This window comes from Parapedobacter sp. ISTM3 (assembly GCF_016533505.1).
In the GTDB taxonomy this organism is placed as follows: Bacteria; Bacteroidota; Bacteroidia; order Sphingobacteriales; family Sphingobacteriaceae; genus Parapedobacter; species Parapedobacter luteus.
Genome location: NZ_JAENGN010000008.1, coordinates 224,634 through 241,721, shown reverse-complemented (window position 1 = coordinate 241,721; position 17,088 = coordinate 224,634). Strand labels below are relative to the sequence as shown.

Genomic DNA, 17,088 nt, shown 5'->3' with positions numbered 1-17,088 from the left:
AACGCAAAAAGATCAATCGCGGGCTTCCGTATGCCGGAATGCCGCCCGCTATTTGCAAATCAAGCACAATTTATCTACGTTTGTAGTAAAGGAATCCACGATGGATTTAAACCATTCCGTATGAACAAAAACGTCAACATCCTTGTGCTGGCCACACTGGTGACAGCCTGTCAAAACCAAAAGACCATTGATCCTGCCCCAGCGATTACATTACTACCCTATCCGGAGACTAGAAAAGGCGATGTGGTAACTAATCATTTTGGTGTCCCAGTGCCTGATCCGTACCGTTGGCTCGAAAATGATACTGCCGCCGATACGAAAACTTGGGTGGATGCAGAGAATGAAGTCACGAATAATTATCTCAAACAGATTCCCTACCGTGATGCAATTTATAAACGGTTGGAGAGACTATGGAACTATGAAAAATTCTCTGCACCGTTCAGGGAAGGGGATTATACTTATTTTTATAAAAACGACGGCTTGCAAAACCAAAGTGTTCTGTATCGCCAAAAAGGGGAAGACGGCGAAGTAGAGGTTTTCCTTGATCCCAATAAGTTTTCGACAGACGGCACAACTTCTTTAGCTGGTATCGCATTCAGCAAAGATGGAAGCTTGGTTGCTTACCAAATTTCGGAGGGCGGGTCCGATTGGACGAAGGTCGTAGCGATTCGGGCAGACGATAAAACCGTAATTGGCGACACCTTGGTCGATGTGAAGTTTAGCGGCCTTGCCTGGCGGGGTAATGAAGGATTCTACTACAGCAGCTACGACAAGCCGAAGGACGGAAGCACACTTTCTGGTATTACCGACCAGCATAAGCTGTATTTCCACCGGCTTAATACACCCCAAAACGAAGATATACTCATTTTTGGAGCATCCAGCACGCCACGACGTTATGTCGGCGGATACCTAACAGAGGATGAGCGGTTTCTCGTTATTTCGGCAGCGAATACAACGAGTGGAGGGGAGTTGTATATTCAGGATCTATCCAAACCGGAAAGCCCAATAGTAAATGTGGTAGATAATTTCGAAAAAGACCATGCCGTTATCGATAATGACGGCAATAAGTTGTTTATTTACACTAACCTTAATGCGCCGAATGGGAAAATCGTCACGGTAAATGCGGAGGATCCCCGACCTGAAAAGTGGGTGGATTTGATTGCAGAAACGGATAACGTACTTAGCCCAAGGACCGGCGGTGGCAAGCTATTTGCACATTACCTCAAGGATGCGACATCTTTGGTGCAGCAATATGATCGGACCGGTAAGCTGGAGCGCACCATCGAATTGCCGGATGTGGGGTCGGTTGGCGGGTTTGGCGCTAAGGCGGAAGATAAGGAACTGTATTATTCGTTTACTTCTTACGTGTATCCGCCCACGATTTTTAAGTATGATATCGCATCGGGCAAATCGACATTATATAAAGCTTCGGGAGTGGATTTCGATCCAACCCAATATGAGTCCAAACAGGTGTTTTATACGTCCAAGGATGGAACCGAGGTGCCCATGATCATCACCCACAAAAAAGGGCTGGAATTGGATGGTAATAATCCAACCTTACTGTATGGATACGGTGGCTTCAACATCAGTCTTACGCCGTCATTCAGTACTTCAAACATTATTCTTCTCGAACAGGGTGGTGTATATGCCGTGGCCAACCTGAGGGGCGGTGGTGAGTATGGCGAGAAATGGCACCTTGCAGGCACTAAGCTCCAAAAGCAAAATGTATTTGATGATTTTATTGCGGCGGCCGAATACTTGATCAGCGAAAAATACACATTGCCGGAAAAACTTGGCATTGCAGGCGGTTCGAATGGCGGGCTGCTTGTGGGGGCTGCTATGACACAACGGCCTGAACTATTTAAGGTGGCTTTCCCTGCTGTGGGCGTGATGGACATGCTGCGTTATCACAAATTTACGGCAGGCGCAGGTTGGGCGTACGATTATGGTACGGCCGACGATAATGAGGAGATGTTCAGGTATCTCTATGCGTATTCACCTTACCACGCGCTAAGGGAAGGTACGGCCTATCCTGCTACGCTTGTTACTACGGCAGATCATGACGATCGTGTCGTGCCTGCTCATTCCTTTAAATTTGCGGCGCGCCTGCAAGCATACCATGCGGGATCAAATCCGGTATTGATCCGTATTGAAACCAAAGCAGGGCATGGGGCGGGCAAACCGACGGCCATGGTCATTGCCGAACAGGCAGACAAGTGGGCCTTTCTATTCCAGAATACGGGGACACCTTATGTTGAGTGACATATGGAATGATGCTGGCAATGTATAAATATATATAACAACATGGAAATTCAACGGGACGATAACGGCAAAAAAGGCCTATTCAGGGCAATCATTGATGGCGAGGAAGTCGGTCTTATGACTTATACTTGGGCGGGCAGCAATAAGTTTATCATTGATCACACCGAGGTGAATCCTGACTTTTCAGGTAAAGGAGTAGGCAAGCAATTGGTGATGGCGGGCGTGTCTTTTGCACGGGAAAACGGTCTTCGCGTTATGCCGTTGTGTACTTACGCTAAACGTGTATTTGACAGGACGCCCGCGATAAGGGATATACTGTTTTAAGGCAGTAAGCTTAACGCTTACTGTTACTTCAGTCCCAGCGCCAGTCTCCTCCTAAACGTAACGCCTCTTCCAGGTTGTTGTCGACCATCAATTGCTTGACTTCAGCATCAGAAAGTCGCTTGACCGGGATTTCATTGGTATTGGCCAAACCATATACCAGCATACTGCAAAACCGCACCGTGTTTTTCATCTGCTGTTCGTTTACCAACTCAAAGACGTCACAATCCGCATGGTAGCAATTGAGTGCTTCGCGACTTAATGTGCTGCCGTCTGCCCCTCCTGTGGGAATGCCTTGCAACATAAACGGCTGGTGGTCGCTGTAAAGTCCAGCGGTAGCTGAAAACGTACCTTTAAACGTTGTGTCAATCCGAGCTGCGCTATGGCCGATTTCTTCAAATAGCGCCCTGTTTCCCTCAAGTGTTGCATAAAAGCCCTTTGGGTCGTTGGTCATGTCAAAATTGAGCATGAAACGGATTTGGTCGAGTGTGCCATTGCTCATAGCCTGTTGAACATAGGCCTTTGAGCCAAGTAGTCCCTGTTCCTCACCCATGAACAGCACAAATTCGATAGTGCGCTTCGGTTTGATACCCAAAGCCATAAACGTCCGTGCCATATCAAGTACCGAAAAAGCTCCTAAACCATTGTCTACCGCGCCTGGGGAGAGATCCCAGCTATCCAAATGGCCGCCCACTACGATTTTCTCATTGGGCAATTCGCTGCCGGTAATCCGGGCGATTACATTGCGGGCTTGCATCTTGCCTGCTTTATTCTTCATCTCGATGGTCGCCTCCTGCCGGCCTTCGGCAATGCGGGCTTTGAGCCTATTGCCCTCTTCAAGTCCAACGCATAGTGCGGGAATAGTCAGCAGGTCTCCGGTAATGGAGGCTGTCCCAGTGAGTAACGTGCCACCGGCCACACTATTAAATAGAATGATGCCCTTGGCTCCATATTTTATGGCAAGCGCAGCTTTGGAAGATCGGTGTAGGTTTTTAGTGCCCTGGGGTGAATTGGGAAGCAAATGTAGTGCCGCAAGGACGATCTTTCCCTGAGCCCGCTCCGGATTGGCTGCATAGTCACTCTCCAATCCATTGCCCATATCCACCAGTTCGCCAGAGACCTGGGCGGACACAGGCGTGCTGGCCAATGCGACTGCTTTTACCGGTTGCAGATTTCCTGGCGACCCTACTCGCAGATCGAGACTTTCACGGGCCCAGCCGTTGATGGCGAATGGTTGAAAAGCCACCTCTTCAAATCCGTAGGCTTTAAGCAAGTCAAACACATATTGCTCGGCTTTGGCGCCATTGGGTGAGCCGGTGAGGCGGTGGCCGATTTGTTGTATCGACTCACCAAGACGGACATAAGCCTCGGAATGGCTCAACACTTCGGCATTAATCTGCCTGAATGCCGTTTCCAAGTCAGCCTGTTGCTGTGCAAATAAATTATGTCTGCTAAGCAGGCAGGTGAATAGCAGCAAGGTAAAGCTGCCTTTTTTCATTATATAACTGATACGCATGTGTTTGATTAGCTTTGACGCACGAATGTACGATTTTACTTTAAAACGCGTTCTTTCCAGCTTCATTTTTAGGGTGTTGCTTTTCTTTTTTAGGAAAAATAAGTGATGCGACCACGCTGACGGCTAATATCGAAATGATGATAATCAGTGAATGAGAAGTGGTGAAACCCCAGTCGTCAAGCCAGTGATGGAGCAGCATCTTCGCACCGATAAACACCAGGAGAAAGGAAAGCCCAGTTTTTAGGTAATGGAATTTGTGGATAATATTGACCAGCAGGAAAAACATGGAACGTAATCCCAGAATGGCAAAAATGTTGGAGAAAAAGACAATATAGGGATCTTTCGTGACGGCAAAAATAGCCGGAATGGAATCTACAGCAAATATCAAGTCGGTAAACTCGATGACCAATAGCACCAAAAAGAGTGGCGTGATGTATTTTTTCCCGTTTTCCCTGTGAAAGAATTTGCCGCCGACGAATGTAGGATACACGGAAAAATACCTAGAAGCAAATTTGACCACCTTGTGGTTTTTGGGATCAATTTCTTCCTCTTCGCTGCGATGTAAAAACATGTTAATTCCGGTGTAGACCAGGAAGAAGCCAAAAAGGTAAAGGATCCATCCAAACTGGCTAATCAACGCCGCCCCCAAAAAAATAAACAGGAAGCGCAGCACGATAGCACCAATGATGCCCCAAACCAATACCTTATGGTAATACTGTGCCGGCACCCCGAAAGAAGTAAAAATCAATACCATGACAAAGATGTTGTCTACTGATAAGGCGTATTCTACCACGTATCCGGTGATGTACTCGAGCGCAAGGTTCTTATTATACAACGCAAGGCTGGTTTCAAAATCACCTGGTATCAACCGGATATTATGGAGGTGTCGTTTTGTTATCTCCGTTAACCGATCGAAATCTTGGATATCATGGAGTTCGTAGCCCCATATCCGTAAAACCACGTAGAAGCCGAGGGCAAAGGTCACCCATATCGCACTCATTATCGCAGCTTGTCTAAAGCTCACCGGTTTATTACTTTTACTGAAGAGGCCCAGGTCTATGGCCAGCATTAGTATGATAAAAAGTAGAAAACCTCCAAAGAACAGGATTTCGTGACTCATGGTTATTTATTTCGTTCAGTTGTGTATCTTACAAGTTGCTCCAACCCGTCTCGATATGGACTGGACGGGAACTGGGCGAGGATGTCAAAGGCTTCCTGTTGATAGGTCAGCATTTGCGAAGTAGCATATTCCATGCCGCCATTGGCTTTGACAAAGGCGATCACTTCGTTCACCTTTTGATGATCTTCGTTGTGATTTTTTACTAAATTGATGATATAACGCTTTTCAGACTTGCTTACTTGTTTCAATGCATAAATCAACGGTAGGGTGATCTTTTTTTCTTTAATATCATTTCCCAACGGCTTTCCTACGTCATCAATCCCAAAGTCAAAAAGGTCATCCTTAATTTGGAAGGCTATGCCTACCTTTTCGCCGAACAAGTGCATTTTATTGACGGTTGAACCATCGGAACCTGCCGACGCTGCGCCGCATGCACAGCATGAAGCAATCAGGGAGGCGGTCTTTTGCCGGATAACCTCGAAATACACGGGTTCTTCTATATCCATGCGTCTGGCTTTTTCAATCTGGAGCAGTTCGCCTTCGCTCATTTGTTCAACGGCATGGGTAACGATTTCGAGCAATTTAAAATCGCTGTTGCGGATAGAGAGCGACAGTCCTTTGGCCAGCAAAAAGTCACCCACGAGCACGGCAATCTTGTTTTTCCACAATGCGTTTACTGAGAAAAAACCCCGCCGTACATTGGCATTATCCACTACGTCGTCATGCACCAGCGTTGCGGTATGCAAAAGCTCAACCAACGCAGCTCCCCGGTGTGTGGCGTCGTTGATGGCCCCGCAGAGCCCTGCCGAAAAAAAGACAAACATGGGGCGCATTTGTTTGCCTTTTCGTTTGACAATATAATGCGTGATACGATCGAGCAAAGGAACCGAACTGCGCATCGATTCTTTGAATTTGTCCTCGAAAATTGCCAATTCGGCGGCAATGGGTTTCTGTATTTCGCTTAGTTTGAGCATGTAAAACGGTCGGCAGCCACGGATAAAACCTGTTGATTAAAAACCGGCGCAAGATACTAAGATATTTTCATAACCTATAGCAGGGCTACCGATTCTTCCAACTCGTCATACCATTCCTGGCCATATTTGCGGATAAGCGGGTCTTTCAGAAACGTATACACGGGCATCTGGAGTTCCCGGCCAAGGGCACAAGCTGGTTGGCAAATGTGCCAGCGGTCATAGTGCAGTACGTCAAACTCAGGGTATGCCGTAGTACGGATAGGGTAGAGGTGGCAGGAAATAGGTTTTTTCCAACTGATTTCCCCTTTTTCGTACGCCTTTTCAATAGCACATTTGGTGATGCCGTTTTCCCAAGTCACATAGGCGCATTCTTTATGGCCATCTACACAAGGTGTCGTGAGATCGCCGTCGGCGTCGACGACGTGCGTGCCGAATTCTTCGACCGCGGCAATGCCCTTTTTCGTCATATAAGGTTTCACCTTGGGATAAATACCGTCCAGTACAGCCAATTCGTCTTCTTGCAACGGAGCACCAGCGTCGCCTTCCACGCAACATGCACCGCGGCACTTGCTCAGGTTGCATACAAATTCTTCTTTAACCAATTCTTCACTGACCAATACGGAGCCTACTTCAATCATCATGGTCGATTCACTTTATTTGGATACACCCTGCACTTTTTGTCCTAATGGATACTTCAATCCTGTGGCCTCGCTCAGCTCCAACGTAACGGAGCCTATCAATATTTCCACTTGTGCTTTTACCGGGATGCGGTTCCCATCGTTGGTGACCCATAAATACAGCCGGCTATCTTTCCTGAATATTCTTCCGGGAGTGATTTCGGGGCTGAATTTCAAACATTCGAGCGTGCCTAACGGTGTTTTCACGCTCTCAATACCAACGTATTCAATACCAAGCGTGGCAATTTCATCATTCAGGAAATAGGTCATGGTAAATGATTGCCCGGGTTTGACGTTGGATAAGTCCAGGTTTCGCGAGAAGTAATAAGCAGAAAGCAAATCGAATGTCTGGGCGGATTCGCTTTTGAATGTTCCCTTATTTCCCTGTACTGTGCGATTCCGATGGTCGAAACGGACGATATCTGTGCGGCGATAATTACCTTCCCGAATATTTTCTGTATAATAATGCGGTAAAAACGTTCGGGAATCGATATATGAATCATACCGGTTATCTACCGTGTAAAAAATGCTGAATGCATTGGATGTACGCCCCCTTGCCGAAAGGTGAAAACTGTGAGGGCTGCTGAATTTGATTTTTGAATCTTCAACAGTCAACGTACCGGTAGCGGCAGATATCACGCCATAGCGTAGCCGGTAACGGAGCTCCTCTCCTGCTTTGAAAGCAGATTCTTTTAGATAGGGGAGAGATTGCGCATTGGCAAACAGCGCCACGCCAAAGCAAAAGCAGATAAAGGCGAGCGTTCTCTTCATGCGCTATTCCTTACAAATAAAATGCCGCTTTTAACCATACGTTTACGCCTTACGCTTAAATACCGGTACGGTAGAACACGGTTCGCCATACATGATACTTTTCGCGACTTTACTCAACATAGCGGTAAATTTGACAAAGGCCGATTCGGGAACCTCGATATCACCACACCCTTTGACCACCACACGCTGGTCCCGGTATACTTCCATGTCTACATGTGCTAATGCTCTTTCATATAGCAGGGTTTCCATCGTGGCGAGATCCCCAAAAACAACCTCTTCAGCATAAGGTGCCAGACGGTTAGCCAATAGCATATAGGCCCATGTCGGAACAATCGCATCCGCCGTACAGGTAATGGCCACATATTTTCCCGTATATTGCGCCCAATCATGGGTTTTGACAAACTCCCTGAAATCCTTTTCCCGCAGGATGAGTCCATGAAATAAATTGTCTTTGATATCGTAGAGCACCCGATCGCCCTGGGGAGCAAAATGAGCAAGGTCTACGGTGACCAAGCCACTTTGAGCAACTTTATTGACGATAGTTTCCTGTATTTCCATAATCATAAAAAATCCGGATAACGTCTGCCGCTATCCGGATACAAAGTTACGAAAAATAACGTTCGATGCAGACTTACTAAAAGAACCTCGCTCGGTTGTCCTCAATATCAGCTTTATCTTGCAGCGCACGGAACGCTAGCGACCAGGTGCGCTGAGCCAGCGACTGTGTCATTTGGCGCTTTTGAGCACTCAAATCAGTCGGAGCAGCTGGATTGACAAATCCGGTGACCTCAACAATATACACCCCTTGGGAGCCTCTTATGGGCTTGGAAGGCTGCTTAGGTTGTAATCCAAAGACGGTACCAACAACGGCATTTTCCTGCGCTACTCCTGGTATTACTGGGTTTGCGAATACAATGTTCTCCGCCAGCGTAGGTGTCTTACCTAATTTCTGGCCAATTTGAGCAAGGCTAGTGGCGCCGTTGGCAGCTTCCGTTGCTTGGGCGATCAGCTTCTTGGCTTTTACCCGGTTGCGTACTACGCTTTCGATATCGCTTTTGACAGCCTCCAGCGGCAATTGGCCCTTCTTGTGAATATCAGTGACCCGCGCGACGATATATTTTGTGTCAGATTCGTACACTTTGTCCGTAACATCGCCCTTGTCAGCCTCAAATGCCCAACGAACAAGCTCACGGGGTACTTCAGTGCCGCTCAACATCGTTTCCATCGCCGTGATATCATTGGCCTTCAATACGGATAGCCCTTGCTGTGTAGCGGTCTCCTGAAAATTGTTTGAACGGAGCGCTCCGAAAAATTGGTTAGCTTTACTATAAGCGGCATCCATCGTCTCCCGGCCACTATTGATTTGTTTGTCAATGATGGCGGCTTTCACCACACGGGATGAGCCTATTTGGTCCTCTACTTTGACGATATGGATGCCGAATTGAGACGTAGCTATGACAACGTCTCCTTTGCGAGCATCAAAAGCGGCGTTTTCAAAAGCAGGGACCATCTGACCCCGTCCAAACGTGCCGAGTTCCCCGCCGTTAATTTTGCTTCCTTCGTCAACGCTGAACTGTACCGCCAATGCAGCAAAGCTCTCGCCTTTTTCAATGAGTCCTTTAATGGAGTCTGCCTTCGCTTTTGCGCGGTCCGTTCCGCCCTCTGTCGCCGGGTTAAGCAGAATGTGGCTGGCTTTTACCGAATCAGGGCCAACCTTCGTCTCCACTATTTTGGCAATTTCAAACCGGCCGTTGGAAAGTACGGGGCCAACTACGGTGCCCAACGGTGCATTAAACACCAATGTATCTAGTGCAGGCGTGAATTCGCCTTGTTTACGAAAGATGTATGGATATTTGGTGTCTGAATTGACTGCAGCGAACAAGGAATCTGTAGTGGATTCGGCGAGTTGCGCTTTCAACTCGTCGATGGTTGTTCGTACCCGTGCGGTATCCTGCGCAGTTGGACTTGCATCGAAGACAACAAATTCAAGGCTACGGGTTTCTTCAGGGTTCTTAAATACACCTTTGTTTTCGTTGTAATATTCCTTATAATCTTGCTCAGTAACGGTTACAGCGCTGTCCGCTACACTGTCGTAGTCCAAAAGCACATACTCAAAATTAGCCAACTTGTTTCGTTGATTGTACTCTTCAGTAGCTTCCAGTGAAGTTATATAAATGCTGTTGTTTATCAGGTTGGTATACTTAGCACTTAACCGTTCGTCAATGACATTTTGCAATAAAGCCTCCCATTGACCGTGAGCCTCGTGGCCTTGCGGAAGTGTACCTACCTGAGAAATGAAGGAGGTAAGTTGAGCGCGGTCAAATTGCCCGGTTTGCGGGTTTCGGAAAGCTTGTTGGATTTGCATAGCTGGATTGTCGCCCTGTACAAGGTCATTCAATTCAGTCCGTCCTACAGCAAGTCCGATTCGTTCCACCTCACGCTTCAATAACTCGCGATTAAGGTATTGGCCCCATACCTGTTGTACGGCCCATGATCTCATCTGCGGACTCAGTGTACCTCCTCCCATTTGTTGACGAAACATCTCTGAGGTCTGGTCTACTTGCGCATTGAATTCATTAATGTCGATAGATTCACCATTAATACTGCCAACTTGGTTTTGATGGCGCGCCCAAAATGGTGTCCCATAGTTAATTACGTCTCCCAACAAAAACGCAAAAATCGCGAAACCGATAAAAACAACGATAATCACTCCCGCACGGTTGCGCAAATAATTCATTAATCCCATAGCCTGTATAAAACTGTTTCTGTTAAGCTGTTATTTATTATGTCAAATCTTGTTTTCAGGTGGTTGTCCCCCGCCTTTTTCAAAATGAGGCGCAAGATACGACTTTTATCAAAAAAAGAATAAAAACTTCAATAAATCATCTCATTCGCAGCTGTTAAGGGATTTGGAGCACTGGTCGTTACCGAAATGTTGGACCCTGCCCTTCCTCAAATATGTACAATCCCGTTGAGTTCTGTACCTCGATGTTTTCAAAATTGCCGTCTGATTGAAAAGAAGAACCCATGAAGTTTCCGCGCCCGTCCTTGAAATACGCTTCAATGGATACGTGGTTGTAAAATATATTTGCTTTCTGGTCGTAGATGAGTTCCTCTGTTTTAATGATTGACCCGTCTGCCCGCGTAATCACGACATTACCCCTGAACTCGGTGAGTTCTTGCACCTCTTTTTGGATGGCATAGTCCGACGTAATACGCTGGGTTTCTTTGCCGATGTCGTCAAAGAAAATGATGGTTACGCCTTTTTGGAATTCGTAATACGGCTCTTTTACATTGTAGTGTCGCATTTCCGGGGCGGTCATCCTTGCTTTGACTTTAGCCGAATCACTATAGACGACGGTTACGCCCTGTGATATATCCACCGGTTCCTCGGCTTGAATCGCCGCGATACGATCAACCTCTTTCAGGTCCGTTTCGCATGAAGTCAATACCGCCGCCACGGTAAGCGTGGCAGCTGCAACATGTAAAATATTATTACTCAACACGTTCATGATCTGCCATCATGAGAATTTGTATTAGTCATAACGCCTGCGTTGAAACCAACGCTCATTCAGGGTAAATCCTAAATTAAAATTGATATAGCGTTCGCGCACAAGATTGTTCGAGAGTGTACCTCGCTGACCCAGCTCAGAAGAAAAGTTGATTTTGTAAAATGCACCTCCAAACAGCGATGGCAAAGGAAAGCCAAAACCTACGGTCAGTGCCATCTGCTTGATATCTTGGTTTTCAATGTTGATGTATGACTTATTATATTTAAACCCCAGCCGGTAGTCGATGACATTGAAGTAGCTCACAGACGTGATGTCAGGAGTAATTTGGCCGCCAACAGCGAAGCCATAGCTATCGGAGAGCGCTGGATTATGATCACCGATACGGTAGCTGCTCCATTTTGCGTAATTGACATCTCCTCCCACCATCCACTTATTGCCTTTAGCGATGCTGAATCCAACGCTATGTTTCATTGGCATGGTGATCCGCTGCTTTTGGCCTTCATACGTATGAATGGAGTCTAAGGGCAGGTTTTCAAAGTCATCTTCAACGCTCGTAGGCGTACGCGTGATCACGCGTGAGGCTTGGGTGTTCAGCGGCGTGCCAGCCGTACCAGCGTACCCGACAGTAAGGCTTACGTTATTGCCCAAGAGTTGGAAGTACTGGGCGCCATAGTCAAAACTGAAGCCATTTACATATTGCGTACTGTCTTGTCGTACATGTAAAGCGCCTATGTCGTTGGGGAATTCGACCGAATTGATACTTTCCAATGTGCCGAAGATATAAGAGACATTTGCACCGACACTGAAATTGTTGTTGATAGCGATGCCATACCCCAAGTAGGCTTTTGTCGTGCCACCTGCTCCGGCATATACGGTACGGATGGCCGTGGTGTCAATTGCACCAGGGATTGCATAGCTAAAGCCAACGTCGGAAAACGGCATGATACCGAAGCTCAGACCACCCGGACGGCCCAGTGGGATACCGAAATTAATGTGGCTTAGTGAAAAATTGTAAGAGTTCTCAGCGCGTTGGTTCCTGCTTAATTGCGTAATATTGCCAAAGACGCCTACGTCTACAGTAGTAAATTGAAGGGCAGAATACGCGGCAGGATTGGCGACGTTGATATTTCCATAACCGCTTTGGTAGCGGACGCCAGTAGCGATACCGCCCATGGCACGGGTCTGTGGCAAAAGGTCACCGCGAATTTCTCCCAATCCAAATCGAGAATACGGCGAACTGGTGGTTGAGCGCTGCGCATACACCAAGGTAGAGGTCAGGAAAAAAACGGAGAGAATAACAACTTTCAGAATATGATGCATGGTACGATGAGAGTGCTTCGGGATGCGGTGCTGCATAAATAAACTTAGTTACGATAGTGCAGTATGAAGGATAGATTCAAAAATGCCTAATCCGTCCTCATTTCCCAATACGCAATCTGCGGCGCGCTCCGGATGTGGCATCATACCGAATACATTACGTGCCCGGTTGCACACGCCCGCTATGTTGGCTATAGAACCATTGGGGTTCGCCGCCTCAGTGATATTGCCGGCAGCATCACAATAACGGAACAATACCTGATCGTTGTCGTTTAACGACTTCAAGGTGTCGGTGTCAACGAAATAATTGCCCTCACCATGAGCGACGGGAATTTTATAGGCTCGGTCAAGATCCAATTGTGCCGTAATTAGGGAATTTGATGTTTGCGCCTTCAGGTAAACATTCTCGCAGATAAACTTCCGTTGTTTGTTGTGCAGCAGTGCACCGGGAACCAGCCCGGCCTCGGCGAGGATCTGGAAGCCATTGCAAATACCTAACAGATAACCACCTTTGTTGGCATAGGCGATGATTTCCTGCATAATTGGAGAAAAACGCGCTATCGCCCCTGAACGGAGATAATCCCCGTAGGAAAATCCACCCGGCAATACAATAAATTCGGCCCCCTGCAAATCATGGTCTTTGTGCCACAGGCGCACCACCTCTTGCCCCATTATGTGTTCTAAAACGTAAATGATATCCTCATCGCAGTTAGAACCCGGAAATATAACCACACCGAACTTCATGTGAATATGTTAAATGATACAATCTATAAATAATGCGGTAACTAAGTAATATACTGTCTGTTGGTCAAACCTGCGTCCACAGGGTGGCCTATCCGCTGAAAAAGTATGCAAAGCTATCTAATTTTTAGTTGTCACGGGACATCCTTTTTGTTAAAAAAGGTTAAAACCCTGTTTGTAAATTGGTTAGATTGGATGTAAACAGGTCAGAAAAACTGAAAATAAATAATAGTCAGCAATAACAGTGCAAATACGCTTTCATAAAACCATCGCGTGGCTGCATAATTAAAATAATAGGTCATGTATATGGCTATTGGCGGTACAGCGAGTAGGAAGTGGTTTGCTGCTAGATCTGCATTGAGGTAAAAAGAAATAATGGACAGGATAAACATGCAGAATAATAGCTGGAAGGACTTGCGTATATGTACAACGCTTTTGAAGAGATTCTGTCGCAAGGAAAGAATAAATAATATCATGATGATTACTACGGGAAGCAGCACTAAGTAGTCGTAAATGTCTATGTGTATAGAAGTGGGAAAAGCATAAGTTAATGGAAGCCAGATTTCGTAGAATGCGTCCATCCGGTCAAACCACAGATACACCACCCCCAATAGGAAATATACGGTAGCAAAACCAATGGGAGGTGCTAACCACTCGCGCCAATTGAATGGGCGGAAAATGATTAGACTGCACCAGAGCAATAACAACATGATGATGAACGGAAAATAAACCAAACTACCCAGCGCCACAATCATACCCAAATCAAACATCAAAGGCTTTATTTCGGTACGCCGATAAATACTGAGTAGTTTGTCAAGCATCCAAATGCTGAGAAAGTTGCAAATTAAAATGGGAGACAGTACTAAAAAGGGTAATATCAGGCTGGCAAGTGTCATAAACATCAATGCTGCCAAAAAACTAGGCCGACCTACCAAATTGAAGTGGTTCACCACCTTATTGATGAACAGGGCCTGTGCAATAGTAAGCACTAACGTAATGATAACATTCGCTTGGGGTGAGATGTTTTCGGCAGACAGTTTGCCGGTGAAATTACTTATTGCCGGCTCAAAGAATACAGGCATTAAGTTCTCAGGTAAGTGCGTAAACACGCCCAGGCATAGGACGAGCCCTACAACCGACAATAAAAATATATTTAAAGGCGTATATTTCCGAAACTGATTAATCATATTGCAAGCGCCACTTCCACGCTACAATAATAAGAAGACGGATTGGATATTTGATGCTGACATTGGATAAATAGTCGGCCGCGCCAATTTCTGCACCTAAACAGCAGGTTCAGATTTGAATAGGTCGAGTAGCCGTTTGATGTCGAGCTTGCCGTTTAGGTCGTCGTTCTCCGAGGTGTCCGCGTCCAGGTCAGCCAAGTCGGACAGCGGGTAGTCCGCAGCGTGATAGCGGTATATCTGCCAAGTGCCTTTATGGTATTCCAATGCTGTCAGGTTTTCTACCCAGTCGCCGGAGTTGAGGTAAGTGACCGTACCCTTTTCAGTTTCGATTTGTCGGATTTCAGGCTGGTGAATGTGGCCGCAAATGACATACTCGTATCCCTTTTCAATAGCCAGTTCGGCGGCCGTTACCTCAAAATCGTTGATGAATTTGACGGCGTTTTTTATGCTGTTTTTTATCCGCTTAGATAAGCTCATCTTTTCCTTGCCCAGTTTGGTGAGCATCCAGTTGACGAAACTGTTTAGCAAGATGAGGCTATCATATCCGATGGCTCCTAAGCGTGCGAGCCATTTGGAATGTTGCATGGTTACATCGAAGATGTCGCCATGGAAGATCCAAGCTCGTTTTTTGCCGATAGGTAGCGAGAGCTTGTTGGTCAACGTGAGCGAACCTAACTGGAAGTCCGTAAATTTGCGGAGCATCTCGTCGTGATTACCTGTCAGGTAGGTTACCGGCACTCCTTCGGCTACAAATTTAAGAATTTTCCGAACGACCTTCATGTGTGACTCGGGCCAATAGCGTTTGCTGAATTGCCAGACATCGATAATGTCGCCGTTGAGTAGCAGCTGCTTTGGTTTAATGCTTTTGAGGTAGCGCAAGAGTTCCTTGGCGTGGCAGCCATAAGTGCCGAGGTGTACATCAGACAAGATGACAAGGTCTACATCCCGTTTATTCATACGTAGTGTATTAACAATCTTCCCTGTCTTCAAACCGTACATCGATGTACTTGGCAAATAAATACAACAATCCGCCTAAGCAAAGGATGGTGGCGCAAATCGTTATTTCCAACAGGTATGCCATATTACCTGCAAAGTAAAGGTGCCGACATTACCTGAATGTTAGTGACGGATTAATTTTCTGATTGATTTTCAATAAATTCAATCCCACCGGACGCTAAGGCGCTTGGTTGTTGCTATCATCGCCCGTAGCGTCTTCCCGTTCTACGGTAATTGAGCATTCGCCAATCAATGCGGCGAGCGCACCTATTGCTGCGAAGAGGGGGGCTACAATTGTGCCTACTACCCCCACGGTGAGCGGAAAGCTCATGATCTCCTTTCCTGCTTTGTCTGAGATGGTAATTTTGCGGATGTTTCCTTCCGCAATCAGTTCTTTTATCTTCTTAAGCAGATTTTCACCGTTTATCCGAAATGATTCTTTTGATGGCATATCCCGCTATTTATATAAGTGTCGTATCAAATTTAACAAATAATTGGGTGGAAATTCCATCGCGTGTTATAAAATTTGCTACCTTGCCTACACACGGCAACATGCGAAATATGAGGAGGCAACGTAAGATCATTCACGTTGACATGGATGCGTTTTACGCTTCGGTAGAACAGCGCGATTTCCCCGAATATCGGGGGAAACCGCTTATTGTCGGTGGTTTGCCAGAAGGGCGTGGAGGAGTCGTAGCTACCGCAAGTTATGAAGCGCGCAGCTATGGTGTCCGGTCAGCTATGCCCTCTAAAGTCGCTCAACGCCTTTGTCCGGATGCGCTGTTTGTTTATCCCCGGTTTGATGCATATAAAGCGGCGTCCCGGCATATTCGTGAAATCTTCCATCGGTATACCGACATTGTCGAACCGCTGTCATTGGATGAAGCTTATTTGGATGTCACCGATGATAAACAAGGGATAGGATCTGCGCTCGTTATCGCTAAACGGATAAAACAAGCTATCCGGGAAGAGTTGCAACTGACCGCATCTGCGGGTGTTTCTATCAATAAATTTGTGGCGAAGATTGCGTCAGATATGCAAAAGCCAGATGGCCTTACGTTTATTGGCCCTTCAAAAATAGAGGCCTTTATGGAAGAATTACCGGTGGAAAGATTTTTCGGTGTGGGCAAGGTCACCGCTGCCAAGATGAAAGCGATGGGGTTCAATATAGGGGCTGACCTCAAGAAACTTTCTGAAGCCGAGCTGATACACTACTTCGGCAAACCCGGGCGGTTTTATTATCAGATTGTTCGGGGAATAGATCATCGAGAAGTGCAGCCCCATCGGGAGGCAAAGTCGGTAAGTGTGGAGGATACTTACCAGCAGGATCTTACGGCTGTCGATGACATGTTGGCTGAATTGGGACGACTCACGGTTAAGCTGGTCTCCCGCTTACAAGGCGCGCAGTTGAAGGGACGTACGATTACGGTTAAGTTCAAATTCCATGATTTTAGCCTGATGACACGTAGTCACACGCTCCAAGAGCCGGTGAATGATGAAGGAAGCCTTTTTCACATCGTGAAGCGCATCATCGGTAAAGTGGATTTACGGGGGCGGAAAATACGCCTGCTTGGAGTGGGGGTGTCTAATCTTGAGAAACAAGACGGTGTGCGCAGAGAAAAAACAATCGATGCCCAGTTAAAGCTATTCGCTGCCCCTTCTTCAGATGATGCGCAGCCGTCAGACTTATGATT

16 protein-coding genes are annotated in these 17,088 nt (G+C 46.6%); 3 read left to right on the top strand and 13 right to left on the bottom strand.

The window, feature by feature from the left end:
- Nucleotides 1-120 precede the first annotated feature (120 nt).
- Together JHJ32_RS13140 and JHJ32_RS13135 are read left to right on the top strand one after the other, a co-directional pair.
- A complete protein-coding gene (locus JHJ32_RS13140) occupies nucleotides 121-2,262 on the top strand; it encodes a prolyl oligopeptidase family protein (protein WP_200121243.1) in 2,142 nt (713 codons plus the stop codon).
- A 42-nt stretch (nucleotides 2,263-2,304) separates the two neighbouring features.
- On the top strand, nucleotides 2,305-2,586 hold the full coding sequence (locus JHJ32_RS13135; RefSeq protein WP_079717523.1) for a GNAT family N-acetyltransferase: 282 nt from the start codon (nucleotides 2,305-2,307) through the stop codon (nucleotides 2,584-2,586).
- Nucleotides 2,587-2,614: 28 nt separating this feature from the next.
- Here the strand turns inward: JHJ32_RS13135 and JHJ32_RS13130 are convergent, their stop codons facing one another.
- From JHJ32_RS13130 to JHJ32_RS13070, 13 genes are all read right to left on the bottom strand, one after another.
- The gene (locus JHJ32_RS13130; RefSeq protein ID WP_200121242.1) at nucleotides 2,615-4,081 is read right to left on the bottom strand and encodes a M20/M25/M40 family metallo-hydrolase; all 1,467 of its coding nucleotides are present in this window, start codon (nucleotides 4,079-4,081) and stop codon (nucleotides 2,615-2,617) included.
- A gap of 58 nt (nucleotides 4,082-4,139) precedes the next feature.
- Nucleotides 4,140-5,219 (bottom strand): TerC family protein, encoded by a 1,080-nt coding sequence (locus tag JHJ32_RS13125; RefSeq protein ID WP_200121241.1) that lies wholly within the window; start codon nucleotides 5,217-5,219, stop codon nucleotides 4,140-4,142.
- A gap of 2 nt (nucleotides 5,220-5,221) precedes the next feature.
- Complete coding sequence (locus tag JHJ32_RS13120) at nucleotides 5,222-6,193, bottom strand: polyprenyl synthetase family protein (protein WP_079717525.1); 972 nt, start codon at nucleotides 6,191-6,193, stop codon at nucleotides 5,222-5,224.
- Between the two features lie 74 nt (nucleotides 6,194-6,267).
- Nucleotides 6,268-6,831, bottom strand: a complete 564-nt coding sequence (locus JHJ32_RS13115) for a DUF3109 family protein (RefSeq protein WP_079717677.1) — start codon at nucleotides 6,829-6,831, stop codon at nucleotides 6,268-6,270.
- 15 nt (nucleotides 6,832-6,846) lie between these two features.
- A complete protein-coding gene (locus tag JHJ32_RS13110) occupies nucleotides 6,847-7,641 on the bottom strand; it encodes a DUF3108 domain-containing protein (RefSeq protein ID WP_079717526.1) in 795 nt (264 codons plus the stop codon).
- Between the two features lie 42 nt (nucleotides 7,642-7,683).
- Nucleotides 7,684-8,199 (bottom strand): DUF2480 family protein, encoded by a 516-nt coding sequence (locus JHJ32_RS13105; protein WP_079717678.1) that lies wholly within the window; start codon nucleotides 8,197-8,199, stop codon nucleotides 7,684-7,686.
- Nucleotides 8,200-8,275: 76 nt separating this feature from the next.
- The gene (locus JHJ32_RS13100) at nucleotides 8,276-10,387 is read right to left on the bottom strand and encodes a SurA N-terminal domain-containing protein (protein ID WP_200121240.1); all 2,112 of its coding nucleotides are present in this window, start codon (nucleotides 10,385-10,387) and stop codon (nucleotides 8,276-8,278) included.
- A 178-nt stretch (nucleotides 10,388-10,565) separates the two neighbouring features.
- Nucleotides 10,566-11,153, bottom strand: coding sequence for an LPS export ABC transporter periplasmic protein LptC (gene lptC / locus JHJ32_RS13095; RefSeq protein ID WP_079717528.1), 588 nt, complete (start codon nucleotides 11,151-11,153; stop codon nucleotides 10,566-10,568).
- A gap of 24 nt (nucleotides 11,154-11,177) precedes the next feature.
- A complete protein-coding gene (locus JHJ32_RS13090) occupies nucleotides 11,178-12,509 on the bottom strand; it encodes a hypothetical protein (RefSeq protein WP_233632644.1) in 1,332 nt (443 codons plus the stop codon).
- 12 nt (nucleotides 12,510-12,521) lie between these two features.
- On the bottom strand, nucleotides 12,522-13,214 hold the full coding sequence (gene purQ / locus JHJ32_RS13085) for a phosphoribosylformylglycinamidine synthase subunit PurQ (protein WP_079717530.1): 693 nt from the start codon (nucleotides 13,212-13,214) through the stop codon (nucleotides 12,522-12,524).
- Nucleotides 13,215-13,417: 203 nt separating this feature from the next.
- Entirely contained in the window at nucleotides 13,418-14,293 is an 876-nt protein-coding gene (locus tag JHJ32_RS13080) for a DUF6427 family protein (protein WP_233632643.1), read from the bottom strand.
- Between the two features lie 201 nt (nucleotides 14,294-14,494).
- On the bottom strand, nucleotides 14,495-15,355 hold the full coding sequence (locus JHJ32_RS13075) for a UDP-2,3-diacylglucosamine diphosphatase (protein ID WP_200121238.1): 861 nt from the start codon (nucleotides 15,353-15,355) through the stop codon (nucleotides 14,495-14,497).
- A 217-nt stretch (nucleotides 15,356-15,572) separates the two neighbouring features.
- Nucleotides 15,573-15,845 (bottom strand): DUF4342 domain-containing protein, encoded by a 273-nt coding sequence (locus tag JHJ32_RS13070; RefSeq protein ID WP_079717533.1) that lies wholly within the window; start codon nucleotides 15,843-15,845, stop codon nucleotides 15,573-15,575.
- A gap of 110 nt (nucleotides 15,846-15,955) precedes the next feature.
- Here JHJ32_RS13070 and dinB point away from each other — a divergent pair, with 110 nt between their 5' ends.
- On the top strand, nucleotides 15,956-17,086 hold the full coding sequence (gene dinB / locus JHJ32_RS13065) for a DNA polymerase IV (RefSeq protein ID WP_200121237.1): 1,131 nt from the start codon (nucleotides 15,956-15,958) through the stop codon (nucleotides 17,084-17,086).
- Nucleotides 17,087-17,088: the final 2 nt, after the last annotated feature.